At 36.7% G+C, this 22,409-nt stretch carries 24 protein-coding genes and 1 other annotated feature; of the genes, 21 read left to right on the top strand and 3 right to left on the bottom strand.

Annotated elements, in window-relative coordinates:
• The first annotated feature begins 15 nt into the window (after positions 1–15).
• The 19 genes from mreC (at position 16) to BAU27_RS20080 (ending at position 17,409) form a co-directional block, all read left to right on the top strand.
• Positions 16–867, top strand: coding sequence for a rod shape-determining protein MreC (mreC, locus tag BAU27_RS20170; RefSeq protein ID WP_071745764.1), 852 nt, complete (start codon positions 16–18; stop codon positions 865–867).
• A gap of 14 nt (positions 868–881) precedes the next feature.
• Positions 882–1,427 carry a rod shape-determining protein MreD gene (gene mreD / locus BAU27_RS20165; protein ID WP_000978711.1) on the top strand — a complete coding sequence of 182 codons (546 nt, stop codon included), beginning with the start codon at positions 882–884 and terminating at the stop codon, positions 1,425–1,427.
• 35 nt (positions 1,428–1,462) lie between these two features.
• Complete coding sequence (gene minC, locus BAU27_RS20160) at positions 1,463–2,149, top strand: septum site-determining protein MinC (protein WP_071745762.1); 687 nt, start codon at positions 1,463–1,465, stop codon at positions 2,147–2,149.
• Positions 2,150–2,151: 2 nt separating this feature from the next.
• On the top strand, positions 2,152–2,949 hold the full coding sequence (gene minD, locus BAU27_RS20155) for a septum site-determining protein MinD (RefSeq protein ID WP_000503308.1): 798 nt from the start codon (positions 2,152–2,154) through the stop codon (positions 2,947–2,949).
• Positions 2,950–3,083: 134 nt separating this feature from the next.
• Complete coding sequence (locus BAU27_RS20150) at positions 3,084–3,830, top strand: M23 family metallopeptidase (RefSeq protein ID WP_071745761.1); 747 nt, start codon at positions 3,084–3,086, stop codon at positions 3,828–3,830.
• Positions 3,823–4,683, top strand: a complete 861-nt coding sequence (locus tag BAU27_RS20145) for a M50 family metallopeptidase (protein WP_071745760.1) — start codon at positions 3,823–3,825, stop codon at positions 4,681–4,683. Before BAU27_RS20150 ends, BAU27_RS20145 begins: the two co-directional genes overlap by 8 nt.
• Before the next feature lie 67 nt (positions 4,684–4,750).
• A complete protein-coding gene (locus BAU27_RS20140) occupies positions 4,751–6,139 on the top strand; it encodes an Rne/Rng family ribonuclease (protein WP_071771733.1) in 1,389 nt (462 codons plus the stop codon).
• Positions 6,140–6,216: 77 nt separating this feature from the next.
• Positions 6,217–6,295, top strand: a sequence feature (ribosomal protein L21 leader region).
• 14 nt (positions 6,296–6,309) lie between these two features.
• Positions 6,310–6,618: a 50S ribosomal protein L21 gene (gene rplU / locus BAU27_RS20135; protein WP_000270907.1), complete on the top strand. Its 309-nt coding sequence runs from the start codon at positions 6,310–6,312 to the stop codon at positions 6,616–6,618.
• A gap of 11 nt (positions 6,619–6,629) precedes the next feature.
• On the top strand, positions 6,630–6,974 hold the full coding sequence (locus BAU27_RS20130) for a ribosomal-processing cysteine protease Prp (RefSeq protein WP_001973720.1): 345 nt from the start codon (positions 6,630–6,632) through the stop codon (positions 6,972–6,974).
• A gap of 3 nt (positions 6,975–6,977) precedes the next feature.
• The gene (gene rpmA, locus BAU27_RS20125; protein ID WP_000944957.1) at positions 6,978–7,268 is read left to right on the top strand and encodes a 50S ribosomal protein L27; all 291 of its coding nucleotides are present in this window, start codon (positions 6,978–6,980) and stop codon (positions 7,266–7,268) included.
• A 63-nt stretch (positions 7,269–7,331) separates the two neighbouring features.
• Entirely contained in the window at positions 7,332–7,880 is a 549-nt protein-coding gene (locus tag BAU27_RS20120) for a sporulation initiation phosphotransferase B (protein WP_071745758.1), read from the top strand.
• Positions 7,880–9,166, top strand: a complete 1,287-nt coding sequence (gene obgE, locus BAU27_RS20115; protein ID WP_000497121.1) for a GTPase ObgE — start codon at positions 7,880–7,882, stop codon at positions 9,164–9,166. The genes BAU27_RS20120 and obgE overlap by 1 nt, the downstream gene beginning before the upstream one ends.
• Before the next feature lie 260 nt (positions 9,167–9,426).
• Positions 9,427–10,134, top strand: coding sequence for a response regulator transcription factor (locus tag BAU27_RS20110; RefSeq protein ID WP_071745757.1), 708 nt, complete (start codon positions 9,427–9,429; stop codon positions 10,132–10,134).
• Positions 10,124–11,206 carry a HAMP domain-containing histidine kinase gene (locus tag BAU27_RS20105; RefSeq protein WP_071771732.1) on the top strand — a complete coding sequence of 361 codons (1,083 nt, stop codon included), beginning with the start codon at positions 10,124–10,126 and terminating at the stop codon, positions 11,204–11,206. The genes BAU27_RS20110 and BAU27_RS20105 overlap by 11 nt, the downstream gene beginning before the upstream one ends.
• 93 nt (positions 11,207–11,299) lie before the next feature.
• Complete coding sequence (locus BAU27_RS20100) at positions 11,300–12,076, top strand: ABC transporter ATP-binding protein (RefSeq protein WP_000114521.1); 777 nt, start codon at positions 11,300–11,302, stop codon at positions 12,074–12,076.
• Positions 12,051–13,973 carry an ABC transporter permease gene (locus BAU27_RS20095; protein WP_071771731.1) on the top strand — a complete coding sequence of 641 codons (1,923 nt, stop codon included), beginning with the start codon at positions 12,051–12,053 and terminating at the stop codon, positions 13,971–13,973. Before BAU27_RS20100 ends, BAU27_RS20095 begins: the two co-directional genes overlap by 26 nt.
• 49 nt (positions 13,974–14,022) lie before the next feature.
• Positions 14,023–15,936 (top strand): ABC transporter permease, encoded by a 1,914-nt coding sequence (locus BAU27_RS20090; RefSeq protein ID WP_071771730.1) that lies wholly within the window; start codon positions 14,023–14,025, stop codon positions 15,934–15,936.
• Positions 15,937–16,032: 96 nt separating this feature from the next.
• The gene (gene pheA, locus BAU27_RS20085; protein WP_071745753.1) at positions 16,033–16,884 is read left to right on the top strand and encodes a prephenate dehydratase; all 852 of its coding nucleotides are present in this window, start codon (positions 16,033–16,035) and stop codon (positions 16,882–16,884) included.
• A 21-nt stretch (positions 16,885–16,905) separates the two neighbouring features.
• The gene (locus BAU27_RS20080; protein ID WP_071771729.1) at positions 16,906–17,409 is read left to right on the top strand and encodes a GNAT family N-acetyltransferase; all 504 of its coding nucleotides are present in this window, start codon (positions 16,906–16,908) and stop codon (positions 17,407–17,409) included.
• Between the two features lie 30 nt (positions 17,410–17,439).
• Here BAU27_RS20080 and BAU27_RS20075 read toward each other — a convergent pair whose 3' ends face one another.
• The 3 genes from BAU27_RS20075 to BAU27_RS20065 all read right to left on the bottom strand — a co-directional run bounded on the left by BAU27_RS20075 (position 17,440) and on the right by BAU27_RS20065 (position 19,862).
• Positions 17,440–18,087 (bottom strand): MOSC domain-containing protein, encoded by a 648-nt coding sequence (locus BAU27_RS20075; RefSeq protein WP_071771728.1) that lies wholly within the window; start codon positions 18,085–18,087, stop codon positions 17,440–17,442.
• A 90-nt stretch (positions 18,088–18,177) separates the two neighbouring features.
• A complete protein-coding gene (locus tag BAU27_RS20070) occupies positions 18,178–18,720 on the bottom strand; it encodes a transcription repressor NadR (protein ID WP_071745750.1) in 543 nt (180 codons plus the stop codon).
• The gene (locus BAU27_RS20065) at positions 18,720–19,862 is read right to left on the bottom strand and encodes an IscS subfamily cysteine desulfurase (protein WP_071771727.1); all 1,143 of its coding nucleotides are present in this window, start codon (positions 19,860–19,862) and stop codon (positions 18,720–18,722) included. Before BAU27_RS20065 ends, BAU27_RS20070 begins: the two co-directional genes overlap by 1 nt.
• Before the next feature lie 153 nt (positions 19,863–20,015).
• On the opposite strand from BAU27_RS20065, the gene nadB reads away from it, so the two are divergent.
• A complete protein-coding gene (gene nadB / locus BAU27_RS20060) occupies positions 20,016–21,545 on the top strand; it encodes an L-aspartate oxidase (protein ID WP_071745748.1) in 1,530 nt (509 codons plus the stop codon).
• Between the two features lie 19 nt (positions 21,546–21,564).
• A complete protein-coding gene (gene nadC, locus BAU27_RS20055; RefSeq protein ID WP_071745747.1) occupies positions 21,565–22,398 on the top strand; it encodes a carboxylating nicotinate-nucleotide diphosphorylase in 834 nt (277 codons plus the stop codon).
• Positions 22,399–22,409 lie beyond the last annotated feature (11 nt).

The raw sequence follows: 22,409 nt of genomic DNA, 5'->3' as shown, positions 1-22,409 counted from the left end.
TAAGAGGGTGTGAACGTGCCACAGTTTTTCTTAAACAAAAGATTAATTGTTTTGTTAGTTAGTATTATTCTTCTCGTGGCATTGATTGGAATCTCATTGAAAGAACGGAACAGTTTAACATGGCCCGAGCAGTTTATAAAAGATACTGTCGGTGTTGTAGAACGTGTATTCCAAAAGCCAGCGAATTATGTTGCCGGATTCTTCGAAAACGTAGAAGATGTAAAGCGCACGTATGAAGAGAATAAAGAATTAAAAGCAAAATTAGATAACTATGCAAAGTTATCAGTTGACGTAAAGCAATTAGAAGATGATAAAAAGAAACTACAAGAGTTAACTGGTAAAACAGCGTTAAATAGCGGTTATACTGAAATTCCAGCTACTGTTGTTTCTCGTAATCCCGACAAATGGTACGATCTAGTTGGAATTGATAAAGGGGCACAACAAGGAATTAAAAAAGATATGGCGGTAATAACTTCACAAGGTTTAGTTGGACGAGTGAAAAGTGTATCTCAGTTTACATCATCAGTAGAGTTGTTAAGTTCTATGAGCCGAACAAACCGTGTTTCTGCTATTGTACAAGGACAAGAAAAAATCTTTGGGTTGATTGAAGGTTACGATAAAGAAAAACAATTACTTCTTTTCACAAAGATTGGCTCTGATGTACCAGTACAAAAAGATCAACTAGTTGTAACATCTGGACTTGGTGATATTTTCCCGAAGGGTCTTGTAATCGGAAAAATCGTTGATGTTCAGCCTGATCCATACGGTTTAACAAAAACAGCTTATGTAAAACCTGCTGCTGATTTAAATGACGTAGAGCATATTACGGTTGTCAAACGTGACACGCCTTCGGCACCGTTAGAATAGGGGGGGAAGAAGAGATGATGAAAGTTTTAAAAAGAGCAGCTCTTCCTCTTTTGCTCCTTTTTGTTTTTTTATTTGAAAATATGTTCTCTACTGTTGTTCCAACAGACGTCTTTTGGAAAGACAGTATAGCAGCACCTCATTTCTTTATAATTGTGTTATGTTTTATTACAGTGTACTATGGTCTGGTTCAAGGGATTTACTACGGACTATTATTTGGTTTCTTATTTGATACCGTATACACAGAACTTGTTGGTATATATATATTTGCTTATCCAATTTTGACATATTTAGTTTATAGTGCGATGAAGGTATTGCAATTGAATTTATTTATTGTTGTTTCTATCGTATTAGCTAGTATTGCAGCATTAGAGTATTATGTGTATGGATTTTTAACTTTGTTAGGGCGTACTCACATGTCGGCGTATGTCTTTTTCACCGATCGTCTCCTTGCTACTTTATTGCTAAATGGAATTTTCTTATTGATAGTTTGTTTCCCACTGAGACGATATTTAGTGCGTCTTTCAAAAGCGATGGAAGAAAAAGAAAAAAGGATTTTCTAATTTTATGTCGAATTGAATCGGTGGGGTGAACTTTAGTGGAAGAAAAAAAGCAACAAAATGTAACGATAAAAGGGACAAAAGATGGAATAACACTTCATTTAGATGATTGCTGTTCATTCTCTGAACTATTAAAAGAATTGGATGAAAAGCTTTCTACACATTACTATGATGGTGACGGACGTTCTTTGATTGAAGTGCGTGTTAAAGTAGGAAATCGTTATTTAACAGAAGTACAACAAGAAGAGATTCGTACGTTAATTCGCAATAAGAAGAATCTTGTTGTGGAATCAATTGATAGTGATGTTATAACAAAAGCAGAAGCAATAGCTTGGAAAGAAGAAACAGAAATTGTCCCTATTTCCAAAATTGTTCGCTCTGGACAAGTGTTACATGTAAAAGGAAATTTATTATTAATTGGAGATGTTAATCCAGGCGGAACGGTTATCGCTGGGGGGAATATTTTTGTCGTGGGATCACTAAGAGGGGTTGCACATGCGGGGTATGATGGAGATTCAGAAGCTGTTATTGCTGCATCTATTATGAACCCTATGCAACTCCGAATTAGTGATGTGACAATGCGGGCTCCGGAAGAGAAAGAGGACGGAGCGGAGGCGGCCGAATGTGCGTATATTAATGAGAACAATCACATTGTTGTCGATCGCCTGCAACTTCTCACTCATCTTAGACCTAATTTAACAAAGTTAGAAAGGGGAATTGTATAGCTGTGGGAGAGGCAATAGTAATTACATCTGGAAAAGGCGGCGTAGGTAAAACTACAACGTCTGCGAACATTGGTACAGCCCTTGCGTTATCTGGAAAGAAAGTGTGTTTAATTGATACAGATATCGGTTTACGCAATTTAGACGTAGTAATGGGGCTGGAAAATCGTATTGTATTTGATCTTGTTGATGTCGTTGAAGGGCGTTGTCGTTTACCTCAGGCTCTTATTAAAGATAAGCGTTTTGATGATCTTTATTTATTACCTGCAGCACAAACGAGCGATAAATCGGCGGTAACACCTGAACAAATGGATGAATTAATACAAGTATTACGTCAAGATTATGATTACATATTAATTGATTGTCCTGCGGGGATTGAGCAGGGATTTAAAAATGCTGTAGCAGGTGCGGATAAAGCAATCGTTGTAACAACACCAGAGGTATCCTCAATGCGTGATGCGGATCGTATTATCGGGCTTTTAGAGAAAGAGGATATTGAACCGCCGAAACTTGTCATTAACCGTGTGCGTAGTCATATGCTTCATGAACAGGATATGTTAGATGTTGATGAAATCGTACGTACATTGTCAATCGAGCTTCTTGGTGTTGTCGAAGATGATGATGAAGTTATTCGTGCTACGAATACAGGCGAACCTGTAGCGTTGCAACCGAGCGGAAAAGCAGCAATAGCTTATCGCAATATTGCAAGACGTTTGTTAGGTGAGAATGTGCCATTACAAGCATTTGAACAAGAAAAAGTATCGGTATTTACAAAGATGAAAAATTTCTTTGGAATTCGTTAAAAGCACTTCGCATAAATGCGGAGTGCTTTCTTTTTTTCTTCGCATGAATATCTTTCTTCCATAACTCATACATATGTACAAACTGTATATAACTGTTTCTATTTGAATAAGGCTCACTAAAGAAAGGAGACAGTATGAAGAATAGACGTGTGGAAGAAATTAAAAAGCGGATTGCGAAAAGGAAAGCAGAGCAAGAAAGGATGGAGGAAGATCAGTATTTTGCTGGAGGAGACTTTGATAGTGACACGGTATTTATTGAAGAAGGAGAGAAGGAAATTCACCCTCTATTTCGAAAAGAAGTTTTTCTCTTCAAAGTTTTGCTGTCAGCAATATTAGTTCTCTCAGTTGCTATTTTATTTAAGAATGCACCTTCTTCTTTTGATGGTACTAGAGCTGTCACAGAAAAAGTTATGCAAGAAGAGTTTCAATTTGCTACTATATCGAAATGGTATGAAAAGCAGTTTGGAAAACCTCTCGTTTTCTTTTCTCCAAATGAGAAAAAAGAAAAGGCTATTCAGCAAAAGGATTATGCGATTCCTGCCTCTGGAAAGGTGATGCAAGGGTTTCAAAAAAATGGCCAAGGTGTATTTGTTCAAACGGCTACAAATGCAACGGTTGAGTCAGTGAATGAAGGTGTAGTTGTTTTTGCGGGCAAGAAAGAGGAACTTGGAAATACAGTTCAAATTCAACACGCTGATGGCACGGAGTCTTGGTATGGAAATTTAAACGATATGTCAGTGAAGTTATATGATTACGTTTCAAAAAAACAAAAAATCGGAACGGTGAATAGCGACGAAAATAATAAAAACGGCAAATTTTATTTCGCGATGAAAAAGAATGAAAAATTTATTGATCCGATTCAGGTGATTTCATTTGATTAAATATAGAGAGGTTTTAACAAAAATTACAGTACATCCATTGTTTTGGGTTATTATCATTATTGGTATTTTCACGGCACGCTTTAAAGAATTAATATTACTATTTTGTATCGTTCTAGTTCATGAACTTGGGCATGCTTTTGCAGCTGCATATTATAATTGGCGTATTAAACAAATTCAGCTTTTGCCCTTTGGTGGCGTAGCTGAGCTCGAAGAACATGGGAATAAGTCATTAAAAGAAGAATTAATTGTCGTTATAGCGGGGCCAATTCAGCATATATGGATGATTGCAGTCGCTTATATTTTGTATCAAGCGGGTTGGGTAACTGATGATTTGTATCATTTCTTTGTATGGAATAATGTCGTTATTTTAGGTTTTAATTTATTGCCTATTTGGCCACTTGATGGTGGAAAAGTATTATTTAATGTATTATCATATCGTTTTCCTTATTTACAAGCACATGAAAAGATGATGAAATTGTCATGTGTTTTTTTTAGTGTAATATTAGGGTGGCAGTTATTTTGGAATAGTAATAACATTATGATGTGGGTATTACTTGTTTTTCTAGCGATTTCTTTGTATCAAGAATGGAAACAAAGACGGTACGCATTTATGCGCTTTTTATTAGAACGTTATTATGGGAATAAAAGAGATATTGAAAAAATTGCACCTATTGAGGTGAATACAGAAGATCGTTTATATACGATTTTCACGAAATTTCGTAGAGGATACAAACACTCTATTATCGTCCATGGAAAATATAAAGAGCATTACACATTGGATGAAAATGAATTGCTCTATGCGTATTTTGCTGAAAAACGAACAACTTCATCTGTTGAAGAATTGATAGGTTAGTGTTGACGATAACACTAACCTTTTATTATTGTAAAAGCAAAGAAAATTATAAAGTGAGGAAAGAATTTTGAAGACGTTATATATTAATTACACTGGTTCGGAAAAGCGTGTTGCGATAGAAGAGAAGCGAAAAGTTGTCGAGCTATTATGGAAACGTAATGAAGAGCAGGAAATTGTCGGACATATTTATGTTGGACGTATCGTAAGAACAATTGCTGGAATGAATGCGGCCTTTGTAAATATCGGATTAGAAAAACATGCATATCTTTCATACGATGATGTACCACCTTCATATCGCATACATGAGGGACAAGCAATACTTGTACAAGTTGTCAAAGAGGCAATTGATACGAAAGGGCCAAAGTTAACGGCGAAGATAGAATTTACTGGGAAATATGTCGTGTATATGCCGTATGATGAAATGCGTGCTGTTTCTCGGAAAATAAAAAATAACAAGAGAAGACAAGAGTTACTTCATATTGAAGTGGAAGGGACAGGAGGATATATATTCCGTTCTGCTTCTGAAAAAGGAACAATCGATGAAATACAAGCTGAAATGCAAGGGTTGCAACAACTATATGAAGAATTAAAAAGAAAAGAAGATCAGGGGAAGGCACCGTTACTACTTCATCGACCAGCGACGTTTTTAGATCGTGTATTTCAGGAGAACCCAATTGAAACGATTGAAAAAGTAGTTGTAGATACAAGAAGTGTGGTAAAAGAATTAGAAGAAAAAGTAGGGAAAGAAAGAGTATCCTTTTATAATGAAAAATCTTCGATGTTTAATCATTTTGGAATAGAACGTGAAATTGAGAAAGCACTTCAAAAAATTGTTTGGCTGCCAAATGGTGCCTATCTAATCGTGGAACAAATGGAGACAATGACTGTAATTGATGTGAATACGGGTAAGTTTACTGGAAAACAAAATTTACAAGATACAGTACTTCGTACAAATGAAATGGCTGTTGAAGAGATTGCTCGTCAATTAAGACTTCGTGATATTGGCGGAATGATATTAATTGACTTTATTAATATGAAAAGACGAGAAGATAAAGAAAAGGTAAGGGAAAGTCTCATAGCTGCTATGCAAGATGATCGCACTTATACGAGAGTGCTTGGGTTTACTGAGTTAGGGATTTTGGAGATGACGCGAAAACGTAAGAAACATTCGTTACGTGACGTATTATTAGAAGAATGTGCACCTTGTAAAGCGACGGGATATGTTATGTCTTATGAAACGATTGCGTATGAGTTAGAGAGAGAACTAATTACATATGGCAATATAGAAGATGAAGCAGTATTAATCGCTGCACCGAAAATTTTGCAAAAGCATTTTCTACAAAAAGAATTACAAAAAAATCTTCCATTTGAAATTTATTTCAAAGATGATAGTATCGAAAAGTACGCTATTATCCGATTTGGAAGTAAGAAAGAAATTGTAGAACGGAAAAAATAGTTAGCAGAACATTTATTGACAATAGTCTATGATTCATGATAACATCTTTATGTTATAGTTTATAGCACCTAAACGGCTATATGCTACAACCGCACAAGACAGGTTCCCTAAAGACATTTTATGTCTACCTCGTTTTTGGCGAGTCTTAGTAATTAAGAGGAGGTGCAAGTATGTACGCAATTATCGAAACAGGTGGAAAACAAATTAAAGTTGAAGCTGGTCAAGCAATCTACATTGAAAAATTAGATGTTGAAGCTGGTGAAACTGTTACTTTTGACAAAGTTCTTTTCGTTGGTGGCGAAAACGTTAAAGTTGGTAGCCCAGTTGTAGAAGGCGCAACAGTGACTGCTAAAGTTGAAAAACAAGGTCGCGCTAAGAAAATCATCGTTTTCAAATACAAAGCGAAAAAGAACAATCGTAAGAAACAAGGTCATCGTCAACCTTACACTAAGCTAGTTGTTGAAGCTATCAACGCTTAATTCAGGTTAACATGATTAAAATTACGATAAGTCGCACGAAATTAGGAAGTATCCAATCATTTAAAATGACTGGACATGCCGATTATGCGCCACATGGACAAGACCTTGTCTGTGCTGGAACTACAGCGGTTGTGTTTGGTTCTATAAATGCAGTGGAAGAGCTTTGTAATGTGCAGGCAACTATTGAACTCGGAAGTGATGGTGGATTCTTAACGTATGAATTGCCTAATGATTTAGACGTTCATGCAGCAGAAAAAGCACAAACGCTTTTAGAAGGATTGGTTGTTTCGCTAAAGACGATCGAACTTGATTACGGAAAGTATATCCGTTTAATAGAAAAAGTGCAGGAGGTGTAACGTATGTTAAGATTAGATCTTCAGTTTTTCGCATCTAAGAAAGGTGTAGGTAGTACAAAGAACGGTCGTGACTCTCAGTCAAAACGTCTTGGTGCTAAACGCGCAGATGGTCAAACGGTTTCAGGTGGTTCAATTCTTTACCGTCAACGCGGTACAAAAATTTATCCAGGTGTTAACGTTGGTCGTGGTGGCGATGACACTTTATACGCGAAAGTTGACGGCGTAGTACGCTTTGAGCGTCTTGGCCGTGACCGCAAACAAGTGAGCGTATATCCTGTTGCTCAAGAAGCATAAGAACTCACGGAAAACTCTAACCTGAGTGCAGGTTAGAGTTTTTCTATATTAAGGGGTATCTAAATGAATGAAAAATGGACAATTATAGATGCGTTGAGCCACTCAAGACATGATTGGCTCAATCGTTTGCAGATGGTTAAAGGAAACCTTTCCCTTGGAAAAGTGGAAGAGATTCATAGGCTCATCGATCGTTTTGTCCAAGAAGCGAGACAAGAATCCAATCTGATGGGGCTATCAATGCCTTTATTTTCAGAGTGGATTTTAACATATAATTGGAAACAGCAGCCGTGCTTATTGGAGTACGAAGTATTAGGGAAATTACATAACTTATCTCATCTAGATGAGACTGTATGTACATGGACGAATCAATTTTTCTCAATGCTTCAGCATAGTTTAGACGTATATGTTGAAAATTATGTTTGTATCACAATTGAATGTGACGCGGAGAATGCTCGTTTCTTTTTTGATTTTCGTGGTAAGCTAACGAGTGTAGAAGAACTACAGAATTGGCTTGCGAACCAAAACAATAAATGGTATTCCATTTCTTATACAGTACGAGACGAAGAAGTCTCAGTTATATTACAACTAATCGAAAAAAGTGTGGTGAAATAATGTTTGTAGATCAGGTCAAGATATATGTAAAAGGCGGCGACGGTGGTAACGGAATGGTTGCGTATCGTCGTGAGAAGTATGTACCTAAAGGTGGCCCAGCAGGTGGCGACGGTGGTAAAGGTGCAGATGTTGTTTTTGTTGTTGAAGAAGGCTTACGTACATTAATGGATTTCCGCTACCAACGTCATTTCAAAGCTGATCGCGGTCAGCACGGAATGAGTAAAGGTCAGCACGGTCGTAAATCTGAAGATTTAATCGTAAAGGTTCCACCAGGAACAATAGTAAAAGATGAAAAAACAGGTCAAATTCTTGCCGATTTAGTAACGCATGAACAAACAGCTGTAATCGCAAGAGGTGGCCGTGGTGGCCGTGGTAACTCACGTTTCGCAACAGCAACGAACCCAGCGCCAGAAATCGCTGAGAACGGGGAACCAGGTCAAGAACGTGATGTTATTCTAGAACTTAAAGTACTAGCAGACGTTGGACTTGTTGGATTCCCAAGTGTAGGTAAATCTACATTATTATCTGTTGTATCATCAGCACGTCCGAAAATTGCAGAGTATCACTTTACAACAATCGTTCCGAATCTTGGAGTTGTTGAAACTGGTGATAACCGCAGCTTCGTTATGGCTGACCTTCCTGGACTAATTGAAGGCGCACATGCCGGCGTTGGACTTGGACACCAATTCTTACGCCATATCGAGCGTACACGTGTAATCGTGCATGTTATTGATATGTCTGGTTTAGAAGGCCGTGAGCCATATGAAGATTATGTCACAATCAATAATGAATTAAAAGAATACAATATGCGTTTAACAGAGCGTCCACAAGTTGTTGTAGCAAACAAAATGGATATGCCAGATGCAGAAGAAAACTTACAAGCATTTAAAGAGAAAGTGGGAGACGAAGTAAAAATCTTCCCAATCTCAGCTGTAACGAAACAAGGTGTTCGTGATTTACTATTTGAAGTAGCGAACTTATTAGAAACAACACCAGAATTCCCAATGTACGATGTTGTCGAAGAGTCTGAAGCAAGTGTAATGTACAAATTTGATGCTGAAAGTCTTAAATTTGAAATTACACGTGAAAGTGACGGCACGTTTGTTATTTCTGGTTACGATATCGAGAAGACATTCAAAATGACGGACTTCTCACGTGATGAATCTATACGTCGTTTCGCTCGTCAAATGCGTGGAATGGGTATTGATGAAGCGCTTCGTGCACGTGGTGCAAAAGACGGAGATATTGTCAAAATTCTTGAATATGAATTTGAATTTATCGATTAAGACTGCCGAAATATGGCGGTCTTTTTTTTATCCCGCTATTTGTGGGCAGTAAAACTCCCATCTCAAAATTCAGCTGGGGCAAAGAAGTTAGGTGGGATCCTTACTGCCCGTAAACGCCAGATTGGTGAAGGTGGATTAAAGTTTCACTTTATATCGTAAAAGTCCGATTCTTATAGGAAAAAATCCCCACTAATTAAATTTTCAATTTATAATAGAAAAAGGAGTAATTTTAGAAGAATATTTATGGGGAGAAAGAGTACATGTATAAAATATTAATTGTGGAAGATGATGAGAAAATCGCGGGAATATTAGAGGAGCATTTAGAAAGGTATGGCTATCAATCATTTAGAGTAAGTGATTTACGTCATATAAAAGATGAGTTCGTAAAAATAAATCCACATCTAGTGTTACTCGATATTAATTTACCGTACTTTGATGGTTTCTATTGGTGTCGTCAAATTCGCACAGTATCGAATGCACCGATTATTTTTGTCTCCGCCAGAACAGGTGAAATGGATCAAGTGATGGCGATTGAGAATGGTGGGGATGATTATATTACGAAGCCATTCCATTTAGATATCGTAATGGCAAAGGTGAAGAGTGCACTTCGCCGTGGATATGGTGAGTATGCTTTGGCAGCGGAAAGTGATTGTTTAGGTGTCAATGGGTTGTTATTATTCCCATCACAGCACACAGTAGAGTGGAAAGGGCAACAAACGGAACTTACAAAAAATGAGTTTTATTTATTAGAATGTTTAATGAAACAAGCGAATCAATACGTAACGCGTGAAGAGTTGTTAGAGGCTTTATGGGATGAAGTAGCATTTGTTGATGATAATACATTAACTGTAAATGTGAAACGTGTAAGGAAGAAGCTAGAGGAGCTAGGCATTAAAAATGCAATTGTAACGAAACGTGGATATGGTTATGCGCTTCTAACTGAGTGGGGCGAAGGGCATGAAGGTTAAAAGTTACCTCATAGATCGTTTTTCCTTAATCCTTTCTTACATTATAAGCCTTTGTTTATTTGGGGTCGTATTGCAGTTGCAAAGTCTTTTAGAAAAGCGATCACTTGACTGGAGTACGTGGTTATATGGCCTTTTATTGGGGACAGTTGTGTTTAGTGTATACCTTATTTACGATTACCGAAAACGAAGTGTGTTTTTAAAGAGAATAGAAAAGTATATTGCCGGTGGACATACGTTACACGATTCGTTACTTATAGATGCTTCTTACACATTAGAGCAAGAAATGGTCGTTGAATCGTTTACGTTATTAAGGCAGCAATATATGAATGAAGTTCATAAACAGCATACGAAAGAGCAACAGCAAATGATTTTTATGAACCAATGGATTCATCAAATGAAAACCCCAGTATCTGTTATTGAATTATTGTTACAGAAATATGGTAAGGAACATCGTGAGGCAAGGGGAGCGATTGAAAGTATTCGTGAAGAAAATAACCGTATTTTAAATGGCTTAGATTTAGCGTTACATATGGCAAGATTAGATCAGTTTGCGAAGGATTATAAAGTAGAAGTAGTAAATGTTATAGATGTCATTCGAGATATTATTAATGAAAATCGAAAGTCGTTCATTCAATCTTCTGTATTTCCGAAACTGATGGTTGAAGAAGAAGCTTGTATGATTGCGTCTGATAGAAAGTGGCTTAGTATCGCCATGAGCCAAATTGTTGTAAATGCAATTAAGTATACAAAAATTTCAGAAGCAGAGAAAAAGGAAATTCAATTTCAAATTGAAGAGAAAGATCAAAAGGTGTTATTACATATTAAGGACAATGGAATTGGTATTCCAGAGCAAGATGTAAAGCGCATATTTGATCCATTCTTTACGGGGATAAATGGCCGTAAAACGAGAGAAGCGACTGGAATGGGTTTATATATTACGAAGGAAATTTGCGATAACTTACATCATGGAATGTATGTGCAATCGGCTGAAGGAGAAGGAACGACATTCACGTTCCAATTTGCAAAAGATGAAGAATATCATACATTGATGAGAAAAATGACAAAACTGTAAGATAACAAAACGTTTTGTAAGGGAAATCACTCGTTTCTTTTTCTTATTTTTCTTATAGTAAATGTAAGAAGAAAACACATAGGGGGATTAGAAATGAGTGTTCTTGAAGTAAAGGGATTAACAAAGGTGTACCAATCAAAAGGCTCAGTAGCGACGACTGCTTTACATGATATAAATTTTAAAATTGAAGAAGGCGAATTTGTAGGAATTATGGGGCCTTCAGGGAGCGGGAAAACAACGCTTTTAAATTTATTAGCAACAATTGATAAACAAACTTCAGGTCATGTGCTTGTAAATGGTGAAGAAATTAATCAAATGCGTGCTGCAAAATTAGCAGAGTTTCGTCGTACACATTTAGGATTCATTTTCCAAGATTTTAACTTACTTGATACGTTATCGATTAAAGAAAATATTATTTTGCCTCTTGTAATGGCGAAGAAATCTGTAAAAGAAATTGACGCGAAAGTACTTGAAATTGCGAAGTTTTTAAACATCGAAGAAATTTTAAATAAAAAAGTATACGAAGTATCAGGTGGACAACAACAACGTGCAGCTGCTGCGAGAGCGATCATTCATGAACCGACGTTAATTTTAGCAGATGAGCCGACTGGTAATTTAGATTCGAAGTCAGCAAAATCATTAATGGGTGCGTTGCAAGACTTACATGAACAAAAGAAAGTGACAATTGCAATGGTAACGCACGATCCAGTAGCGGCTAGTTATTGTGAACGCATACTTTTCATACGCGATGGAGAGATTTTCTCAGAAATACATAAAGGAAGAACGAAGCAAGCCTTTTTCCAAGAAATTCTAGACGTACTTGCGATGCTAGGAGGAGAATATCATGAACTTTCGCCAGCTCGCGCTTAATAACGTAAAAGGAAATTGGCGTAATTATAAAGCGTTTCTTATTAGTAGTTGTTTATCGATTGTCGTATTTTTCATGTATGCTTCCTTCATTTATCATCCAGATGTCGTCAGCGGTAATATTAGTATGAAGACGATGATTACAAAAGGGTTAGAATCAATGAATTACATCGTAGTCATCTTCTCAGCACTCTTTATTTTATATGCAAATTCAACGTTTTTACGAGCAAGAAAAAAAGAATTCGGTTTATTAACATTAATAGGTGGAACAAAGTCTCAACTTGGCAGAATGATTATATTAGAACAACTTATGTTAGGTAGTATTGCAATTGTAGTAGGTATCGGGATTGGAATGCTTTGTTCAAAACTATTTTTCCAAGCACTCAGTGTCTTACTAAAGGTTGATAAAACATTGCCGCTTGTGTGGAATGGAAAAGCAGTTCTGATTACAGCTGGCATATACTTTATCCTCTTTTTAATCCTATCATTGTTTAGTGTTTGGACAGTAGGACGTTTGCAAATTATTGATTTATTAAGGGAAGCTAGAAAACAAAAAGTAGAGCCGTTTGCATTTACATGGTTATGTGTAGCAGGAATAGGATGTATTATTGCTGCGTATGTCCTTTGTTTCCAAGTAACAATTATGAATTTTATAATGTATTTCTTACCAATCGTCGGACTGACAATTGGAGGAACGTATTTACTATTTACACAAGGTAGTACAGTCGTATTAAAAGCATTGCAAAAAAGAAAACAATCATTTTATACATATCCAAACATGTTCGTCCTTAGCAATCTTATTTATAAAATGAAAGATAATGCGCGTTTTCTATTTGTTATTTCTATCATTACAGCTGTTGTTTCTTCAGCAGTTGGTACGCTTTATGTATATTTTGAAAATATGAGTGCGAAAACGATAGATCTTACGCCACATGCTATTTCATATGAGGAAAAGGGTATAAATACGCATACCATTATTAACGAGGAAAAAGTACAGGTATTATTAAAAAAGAATGGATTTGAAGATGCACGAAAAATAACCTACGTAAAAATACCTGCAACGCAGAAAATAACGTTTTTTAACAGTGAACATGAAGTGCCAACAGCGATTATTGCAGAGAAAGAATATAATGCGGAAGTGCGTAAACAAAAAAGGGAAGAAGTTAGAGAAGTTCATAATGCACCAGGTAGTGCGACGATGATCATGAGTGATATGACAAATGATCTAGTGAAGATAGATCGTACGAAGCCATACGAAATTACAATTAATGGGCAAAAACAGTCTGTTCAGTTAAATGAACCAACTTCATATTCTGTTTTTAATGATGATGAATATCTCATTGTGAATGATCAAGATTTTGAGAAATACGCAAAACTCGTACCAGATGAAGAAAAGACGAAATATTATGGTTATTATATTGAAGATTGGAAGAGTACTGAAGACCTTGTGTTAGATTTGAAAAAGGAAATTGCGCCAGAAAAGCAAGGAGAACTGAAGAATTCAGTGTTTGCTTATAAAGATATAAGAGAATCAGGAGCAATTACAATGTTCATCGGTTTTTTCGTAGCAGTACTGTTCTTCTTCTTCGCTTGTAGCATGACATACTTTAAATGGTTTAACGATAAAGAACAAGACCGTATTCAATTTAAATCATTAAAGAGAATCGGTATGACAGATAAAGAAATTCGTAAAATTGCAATTCGTCAAATGGGTGTTATCTTCTTTATCCCGATTTTAATCGGTGCAATGCATAGTGGATTTGCTCTTCATACGTTAGGGAAAATGCTTTATATTGATTTATGGAAATCAGGTGCGATTGTAATTGGCGCATACATTGTAGCTTCTGCCATTTACTTTATGATCGCGCAAAGAGGATATTTAAAACACGTAAAAAGCTAGGGAAACCTCTAGCTTTTTGCCTATGTAGTAAGTTACAGGGGGACGATAGATGAACATTCGGCAACTAGCGCTGCAAAATATAAAGGGAAATTGGCGTAATTATAAAGTGTTTTTCTTAAGTAGTTGTTTTGCAATATTTGCGTCTTTTGCATATATGTCTGTCATTGTACATCCGTATATGCAAGAGACGATGTGGTATCAAAATGTACGCTGGGGTCTTATCATATGTAACATTATAATTATTTCTTTTTTTATCATATTTATTTTGTACTCTACTTCTATTTTCATAGAAGCGCGTAAGAAAGAACTAGGGTTATATATGTTAATGGGAGCAACGAAATCTAACGTAATAGGAGTGATTATGACCGAGCAAATATTAATTGGAATGTTTGCTAATATTTTCGGTATTGGGCTTGGCATGATCTTTTTAAAGCTCTTCTTCATGGTGTTTAGTATGTTACTTCGTCTCCCGAAAGAACTCCCTGTTATATTTGACGTGAGAGCAATTGGGGGAACGTTTATTGCGTATATGGTCGTATTTGCTGTTTTATCTTTTATAAGTGCTTTACGAATATGGAATATAAAAATCATTCGGTTATTGAAAGAATTTCGAACGGATAAAAAAGAGCGGAAAACATCAAAGTGGCTCTGTTTATTCGGTTTTGCTTGTTTAGGGATGGGATATACGTTATCGCTACAAGCGACGATGCCAACGATAGCATTATACTTTTTTCCTGTTGTTATATTAATTTCTTTTGGAACGTATTTCTCATTTACACACGGCGTTACACAAATATTAGAAATGATAAAACGAAATAAAAAGATTATGTATACATATCCGTATTTATTTATAGTAAACCAATTGTCACATCGAATGAAAGAAAATGGTCGCTTTTTCTTTCTGATGTCTATGGCAACGACGTTTGTAGTTACGGCAACCGGTACGGTGTTCTTATATTTTTCTAGTATGCAAGATATGTGGAGGGACGGAGGGGTACACTCATTTTCGTACATAGAGAAAGGTACTTCTGCTCATGAAGTCTTTGAGGAAGGTACGGTTGAAAAACTGCTGCATCAATATGGGTATGATGATTTTCAATACATGAGTTTTGTTGGAGTGTATGCATCTTTTCAGTCCAATAAGGGGGAAACAGAAGTAACGCCGCTTATAAAGGAAAGTGAATACAATCAAGAGGCAAGAAAACAAAAGCAGAGAACGTATCATCCTAAAAAAGGAACAGTTACACTTGTTTATTATAATAAGCGGAATCATCCGAATTTATATGATCAAAAAGGGATTCAATTACAAGTAATGAATCAAACGCATCAATTGGTATTTAACGGTCAGAAGGAAGGGGTACAATTTAACTATCACCCTTCATACATTAATGGTCTGTTTTTCGTCATGAATGATGAAGATTTTAACAGTATAGCAAATACAATTCCGGATTCTGAAAAAATGATATATAGAGGCTACACATTACCAAATATCGAAAATACAAAGAAATTAAATGCAGATTTACGTAAACATATGAAACAAGATAATAATAATGCATTTCGAAGTAATATGGAATTCTATGTGAGTATGAAAGAAGGCGGTGATATTACTCTATTTGTAGGTTCATTCATTAGTATATTATTCTTTCTTACTTCATGTAGTATCGTATATTTTAAATGGTTTCATAATATTGCATCGGATCGTAAACAGTATGGTGCGCTCTCCAAACTTGGAATGACGAAGGAAGAAGTGTGGAAAATTTCTCGTTGGCAATTGTGTATGCTATTTTTTGCGCCAATTATAGTAGGAAGTATGCATAGTGCAGTTGCGTTATATACGTTTCATAATACTTTCTTTATGGACGGTTCATTAAGAAAAGTAGGTTTGTTTATTCTGTATTATATCGCTGCATGCATCATTTATTTCTTTTTTGCTCAAAGAGAATATAGGAAACATTTAGACTAGCGGATGTTAGTCTTTTTTTAATATTCGAAATTTACATAGAAGAATATAAAAAAGTATGGTATAACAGTAAGAAAACGAAAAAGAGGGGAAAAGACGATGATTCGAGTAGGATATTTAGGACCAGAAGCAACATTTACAAATATGGCGGTGAGTCGTTTTTTTCCGGAAGCGGAGCATGTACCGTATCGAACGATTCCAGATTGTATAGATGCAGCTGCAAATGAAAATGTGGACTTCGCAGTTGTACCGTTAGAAAATGCGATTGAAGGTTCAGTAAATATAACTGTCGATTACCTTGTACATGAGCAACCACTTTCTATTGTAGGAGAAATTACAGTACCGATTCAGCAACACTTACTTGTACATCCCCGGTATGCAGAAGTGTGGGAAGAAGTATATGCTGTACATTCTCATCCACATGCTATTGCACAGTGCCATAAATTTTTAAATGAGGAATTAAAAGGGGTAACCGTTCGTGATATGACATCAACAAGCGCTGCTGCGCAATATGTGAAAGAACATCCTGAAGAAAAAATCGCCGCCATTGCAAATGAAGCAGCGGCAGAAAAATACGGATTAACAATTGTAAGGCGTGACATTCATACGCATAAAAACAATCATACGCGTTTCCTTGTTCTGCATAAGAAAAAGAAAGCAGTACTCCCAAACAACGGAGAAAATCGCGGAGAGAAAACGACACTTATGATAACGTTACCTGCGGATTATGCAGGAGCGCTATATCAAGTGTTATCAGCTTTCGCATGGAGAAAATTGAACTTATCAAAAATCGAATCTCGCCCAATGAAAACAGGTCTTGGAAATTACTTTTTCTTAATCGATGTCGATAAAGCATACGATGACGTATTATTGCCAGGCGTAACGATGGAACTTGAAGCGCTCGGTTTTTCTGTTACTGTGCTGGGGAGTTATTCTTCTTATTGGTTGTAAAAAGCGAGGAGGCTGTTAAACTTGCTTGAAACGAAACGTTGTTTATTAAATACAGTTCATGAATTAGATTACGAAAGTATAAAAGAACTATATTTAAATGAAGAAGTGAGAAAATATCTTGGTGGACCGCGTGAAGAAGAGTCGATTAGAGATGTTTTGAATGATATGTTGCATCCGGAAGAAAACTGTTGGTATTGGATTGTTAAAGAGAAGGAAACAAAAGCATTTTTGGGAGTAGTATCGCTCGATCCAAATGATGTTAATAAAGATATTGAAGTATCTTATCAATTTTTACCGATGTACTGGGGAGTTGGCTATGCAACAGAAGTTGTTCAGGCTGTAATTCAGTATGGTTTTCGGGAATTACATTTATCAAAAGTAATTGCAGTAACACAAATGGCTAATATACCTTCGCGTAAACTTTTAGAACGGTTACGTATGAAATTAATTCAAACGTATTATCGGTTTGGGGCAGAGCAAGCTGTCTATTCTATTGAATCAACGGAGATAATTTTGCTAGATTAATAAAATCCCACCTGCAGAAGGTGGGATTCTTTATTTTAACTTCGCAAGCCGATCCTCTAACTGATCACGCCAAATGTCTGCTAGTTCTGGTACAGCAAGAATCTTCTCAATGCCATCTCTATCTTTTCTATTATGGAAATAGATTTCGTTAGAGAAAAGAACAGAAACATTACTCGGTTGACGCTCTAGTAATGTCATTTTAGAATCTTTACGTACAGCACCTTCTTGAAGAACGCGGCATAAGTATCCAGTATATCCAGTTGCTACAATGCGAGGAAGTATGCCAGGAATACCGAGGCGTTTTGAAATAGTGCTACAAGGTACTCTCGATTGTGTTACTTGAATGATTGCTTCACCTAGTTGATATGTATCTCCGATGCAAACATCACGCTCTAACATATTTGTTACGGTAATGTTTTCGCCAAATGTGGAAGCTGGAAGTGTTGTTTGGAATTCTTCTTCCCATAGTGCGTAATGTTCGTATGGATACACACAAACAGCGCGGTCAGGTCCCCCGTGATGTTTTAAATCTGCTACATCATCACCACGGAATCCATCTTTTGAGAGAAAGGCCTCTTCTGTAGGATCTTTACATATACCTGTTATCATTTCTTTATCTTCGCCATATTTCATTTGTTTCGGTTTACCGGTGCTAAAGTGAACGAGTTCAATTCCCATATTTGACCTCCTTTACAATTGATTACAATATTATATCATTTACAAAATAAAAGCACAGAGAATGATGAAAAACTCTGTGCTTTACATTAATTAATAAACGAGAAATCCAGCACGGTCTAGTGCCTCACAAGCAGCATCTAATTTCTCTTTAGAATCTGCTTCGATTGTATGTAAGTGAATACCATCTGTTAGTTGCGAAAGGTAGGAAGCGTTTGTGTTCTCGATTTTTTGTAAATATTGCTCTACATCAAAGCGATTACTTACCATGATCGATGCTGTTAAATCGCCGTATACAGGATGCTCAACTTTTACGTCTTTAATCGTAACACCGTGGTCCACTAACATTGTAAGTTCTTGGCGTACTTCGGCTGGTTTGTGTTGGCATACGATTACGCGTTCAAAAGCTTGTTGCTTCGCTTGTGGTTTTAAATATAAATATCCTTGAGCAGTCGCAATAATGGGTTCATTTCGTGCTTTTAGTAAGGAAATATCTTGTACGATAACTTGCCTACTTACATTTGTTTTTTTAGATAACTCACTCCCCGATAATGGTTCATTTGCAGCGAGAAGCCATTGAAGAATAAGCTGACGTCTTTCTTCACCTAAAATCTTTTTTTGATCATTTTGTTTCATTATGATTTAACACCTCTATAAAATTGATTTCCAATTGTGTGTAGTGCATGAATAGTTGTATCAATTTGTTCTTTCGTTGTGTGATGTCCGAAAGAAAAGCGGACATATTGTTTTGCCTCTTCATACGTTTTTCCAATTGCGACCATTGTTTTTGAAGGTTCTTGTTTACCGACTTGGCAAGCACTTCCGGTGGAAATGGCAATACCATGACGATTACATTCTAGCATTGTATATTGACCTTCTATTCCTTTTATTGTAACCCCAATAATATGTGGTAAACAAGAAGTAGAATGACCTTCTACTTCAATTTCTAGAGGAAGTGTTTGTAATTGCTTTAAAAAATAGGATCGTAACTCTTGAAAACGGAAGCTCTCTTTCTTTTGATTTTTTAATATATGCTCTGCAGCCGTTAAAAAAGCAGCGATGCCAGGAACGTTCACTGTACCAGGGCGAAACCCTTTTTCATGAGAAGTTCCCGGAAATACTTGTTCCCAGCGCATTTGCGGATTTATATAGCAAGCGCCGACACCTTTTGGGCCGTATATTTTATGTGCTGAAACAGAAAGGCTATCAATCCCCATCTCAAAAACATGGATAGGCAGTTTACCAAATGTTTGCACACAATCCGTATGAAATAAAACATTATATCTTTTTAAAAGTGCCCCGATTTCTGTAATGTTTTGAACGGTTCCGATTTCAGAGTTTCCATGCTGTATGCTTGCTAGAACAGTATTTTCCGTAATAGTTGCTTCTAAATCTGCTAAATGAATTAGCCCGCTTTTATCAACAGGAATTTCAGTAATTGTATAGCCTTGCGATTGTAAGGATTGAAAATAACTTCGAATCGATGCGTGTTCCATAGGTGTCGTAATAATATGTTTCTCATTTCTAGCATTTAGAAGTGATTGAATCGCAAGATAGTTAGACTCTGAACCACCGCTTGTGAAGAATACACCTTGTTCCTTCCCACCGATCATTTCTGCAAATGTTTCTCTACAAACTTGTAATAAAGAAGATGCACTTCCACCAATATCGTGTAAACTTTGTTCATTTCCGAAATATGTTTTCGTCGCTTGTATATATGTTTCTAAAGCTTCTTCGCTCATAGGTGTTGTTGCTGCGTAATCAAGATATATCATCATGTGAATTCCTCTCTTCAGTAAGAGTGATGTTTATTTTCGTTTTGAGAATGATATTGAAAATAAGAATTGTAAAAAAACTCTTGTCATTATTTTAAAACTATGTAAATATAGGTGTCAAGACAGTTGAAAAGTGTAAAGTAGGAGGCAACAATTATGCCAAGTGCAGATGTCTTGATTATTGGAAGTGGCGTTGCGGCACTTCGTGTTGCAAAAGAGCTTTGTCACGAAAAGAATGTGATAATTATCACAAAAAAAACAGGACGCAATAACAATACATATTTAGCTCAAGGGGGAATTGCAGCGGCTGTTGCTGCATATGACGATCCGAGTGGGCATTTTGAAGATACATTAGTGGCAGGTTGTCATTATAACAATGAAGAGGCAGTTCGGTATTTAGTTGAAGAGGGGCCGAAAGAAATAAATAAGCTTATTACAAATGGGATGAAATTTGATGGGGATGAAAAAGAGCTCCACCTTGGTAAAGAAGGAGCGCATCGAAAACGTCGTATTTTACATGCGGGAGGAGATGCAACTGGCAAAAATTTATTAGAACATTTAATTCAAGAAGTAGTTCCGTACGTTACTGTTGTAGAGCAAGAGATGGTGCTCGATTTTATGATAGAAAATAATAAATGCATAGGGGCTTTAACACGAAATAGTGAAGGAGAGCTGAAGCGTTATTATGCTGATTATACGGTGTTAGCATCAGGCGGAATAGGTGGTTTGTATGCCTTTACGTCGAATGACGAGACAATTACAGGAGATGGACTTGCGATGATATATCGAGCTGGTGGTGAACTAGTTGATCTAGAATTTGTACAATTTCATCCGACAATGTTATACGTGGGCGGGCGATGTTGCGGTCTCGTTTCTGAAGCAGTCCGCGGGGAAGGAGCTGTCCTTATAAATGAAAAGGGACAGCGTTTTATGATGGATATACATCCCGGGAAAGATCTTGCTCCGCGTGATGTAGTGGCAAGAGCTATTCATGAACAACTTCTTGCGGGTGAAAAAGTGTACTTAAACATCGAAACTATTCAAAACTTTGAACAGCGTTTTCCGACTGTTTCATCATTATGTAAAAAGAATGGCGTTGACTTAAAAGAGAACCTTATTCCGGTCGTACCGGGTGCTCATTTTCATATGGGCGGCGTGAAGACGAATTGTGATGGGGAGACGTCCATTTCCAACTTATATGCGGTCGGTGAAGTGGCGTGTAATGGAGTTCATGGTGCGAACAGATTGGCGAGTAATTCATTATTGGAAGGTCTTGTGTTCGGAAGGCGGATAGGAAAACACATTTTAGCTAGACCAGCACAAGAAAGAAAAAGTATATCAGAAGAAAGAGAAAAAAGTTTTATAGCTCTTAATGATTTACCTTTGAAAGAAGAAATACAAGAATACATGATGAAGTATGTTGGGATTGTGCGAACAGAGAAAAATTTATCATATGCTATGAGATGGTTTAGTAGATACGGTGTGAGAAATATGATATTACAATATGATGCTCTTACAGATGAAGAGATTACGCTTATTAATATGTTAACAGTTTGTGAGCTTATAACAGTATCAGCATTGCAAAGAGAAGAAAGTATTGGTGGTCATTATCGCAGTGATTATCCAGAAAGAAATAAAGTAAGGAAAGAGATTATTCGAGTGAGAAGAAAACTACAACTGGTTTAATGAGGAGAAGAGGGGTTTTATGAACACATTAAAAATTAAGGAAGCGCTAAATAGATTTTTTCTAGAAGATATAGGAGAAAGAGATGTAACATCGCAGCTTATCTTTCCCGATAATGCAATTGCAAAAGGAACGTTTCTTGTAAAGGATACAGGGGTCTTTGCGGGGAGTTTAGTGATAGAAGAGGGTTTTAAACTAATTGATGAAAAAATTGAAGTTACACTCCATAAAAAAGATGGGGACTTAGTAGAAAAAGGTGAAATTATAGCAACAGCTAAAGGGCCTATTGCATCTTTATTAACAGCGGAGCGCGTTATATTAAATATTATTCAGCGTATGAGCGGGATAGCAACGATGACTCGTAAAGCAGTACTTACGTTAGATAGCAATCATACGCGTATTTGTGATACGAGAAAAACGATGCCGGGACTACGTATGTTTGATAAATATGCGGTAGTGTGCGGAGGTGGATTTAACCACAGATTCGGTTTGTATGATGGTGTCATGATTAAAGACAATCATATTACGTTTACTGGATCGATTACAAAAGCTGTTACATCGGTGAAAGAAAGATTGGGACATATGGTGAAAGTAGAAGTCGAAACAGAGACGGAGGCGCAAGTGAGAGAAGCGGTAGAGGCCGGCGCAGATATTATCATGTTCGATAATCGCACGCCAGATGAGATTCGTGAGTTTTCAAAAATTGTACCGAGTGCCATCGTTACGGAGGCTTCAGGTGGCATTACAATTGAAGATTTATCGAAATACGGAAAAACAGGAGTGGATTATATTTCACTTGGGGCGTTAACACATTCAGTGAAAGCACTTGATATTAGTTTTAATATTGAGGCGTGATGAGAGTGGTT

This window comes from Bacillus sp. NH11B (assembly GCF_001884205.1).
GTDB classification, from domain to species: domain Bacteria; phylum Bacillota; class Bacilli; order Bacillales; family Bacillaceae_G; genus Bacillus_A; species Bacillus_A proteolyticus.
The sequence above is the reverse complement of the archived record's forward strand: the minus strand, read 5'-3'. Positions and strand labels throughout refer to the sequence as shown.

Excerpts from the sequence above, each read along its gene's own strand:
- rpmA (WP_000944957.1), top strand. The coding sequence starts at position 6,978 with ATGTTAAGATTAGATCTTCAGTTTTTCGCATCTAAGAAAGGTGTAGGT.
- nadB (WP_071745748.1), top strand. The coding sequence starts at position 20,016 with ATGCCAAGTGCAGATGTCTTGATTATTGGAAGTGGCGTTGCGGCACTT.
- BAU27_RS20095 (WP_071771731.1), top strand. The coding sequence starts at position 12,051 with ATGAACTTTCGCCAGCTCGCGCTTAATAACGTAAAAGGAAATTGGCGT.
- BAU27_RS20150 (WP_071745761.1), top strand. The coding sequence starts at position 3,084 with ATGAAGAATAGACGTGTGGAAGAAATTAAAAAGCGGATTGCGAAAAGG.
- obgE (WP_000497121.1), top strand. The coding sequence starts at position 7,880 with ATGTTTGTAGATCAGGTCAAGATATATGTAAAAGGCGGCGACGGTGGT.
- BAU27_RS20070 (WP_071745750.1), bottom strand. The coding sequence starts at position 18,720 with ATGAAACAAAATGATCAAAAAAAGATTTTAGGTGAAGAAAGACGTCAG.
- mreD (WP_000978711.1), top strand. The coding sequence starts at position 882 with ATGATGAAAGTTTTAAAAAGAGCAGCTCTTCCTCTTTTGCTCCTTTTT.
- BAU27_RS20130 (WP_001973720.1), top strand. The coding sequence starts at position 6,630 with ATGATTAAAATTACGATAAGTCGCACGAAATTAGGAAGTATCCAATCA.
- nadC (WP_071745747.1), top strand. The coding sequence starts at position 21,565 with ATGAACACATTAAAAATTAAGGAAGCGCTAAATAGATTTTTTCTAGAA.
- BAU27_RS20090 (WP_071771730.1), top strand. The coding sequence starts at position 14,023 with ATGAACATTCGGCAACTAGCGCTGCAAAATATAAAGGGAAATTGGCGT.
- pheA (WP_071745753.1), top strand. The coding sequence starts at position 16,033 with ATGATTCGAGTAGGATATTTAGGACCAGAAGCAACATTTACAAATATG.
- BAU27_RS20075 (WP_071771728.1), bottom strand. The coding sequence starts at position 18,087 with ATGGGAATTGAACTCGTTCACTTTAGCACCGGTAAACCGAAACAAATG.
- BAU27_RS20065 (WP_071771727.1), bottom strand. The coding sequence starts at position 19,862 with ATGATGATATATCTTGATTACGCAGCAACAACACCTATGAGCGAAGAA.
- BAU27_RS20110 (WP_071745757.1), top strand. The coding sequence starts at position 9,427 with ATGTATAAAATATTAATTGTGGAAGATGATGAGAAAATCGCGGGAATA.
- BAU27_RS20105 (WP_071771732.1), top strand. The coding sequence starts at position 10,124 with ATGAAGGTTAAAAGTTACCTCATAGATCGTTTTTCCTTAATCCTTTCT.
- BAU27_RS20120 (WP_071745758.1), top strand. The coding sequence starts at position 7,332 with ATGAATGAAAAATGGACAATTATAGATGCGTTGAGCCACTCAAGACAT.
- BAU27_RS20100 (WP_000114521.1), top strand. The coding sequence starts at position 11,300 with ATGAGTGTTCTTGAAGTAAAGGGATTAACAAAGGTGTACCAATCAAAA.
- rplU (WP_000270907.1), top strand. The coding sequence starts at position 6,310 with ATGTACGCAATTATCGAAACAGGTGGAAAACAAATTAAAGTTGAAGCT.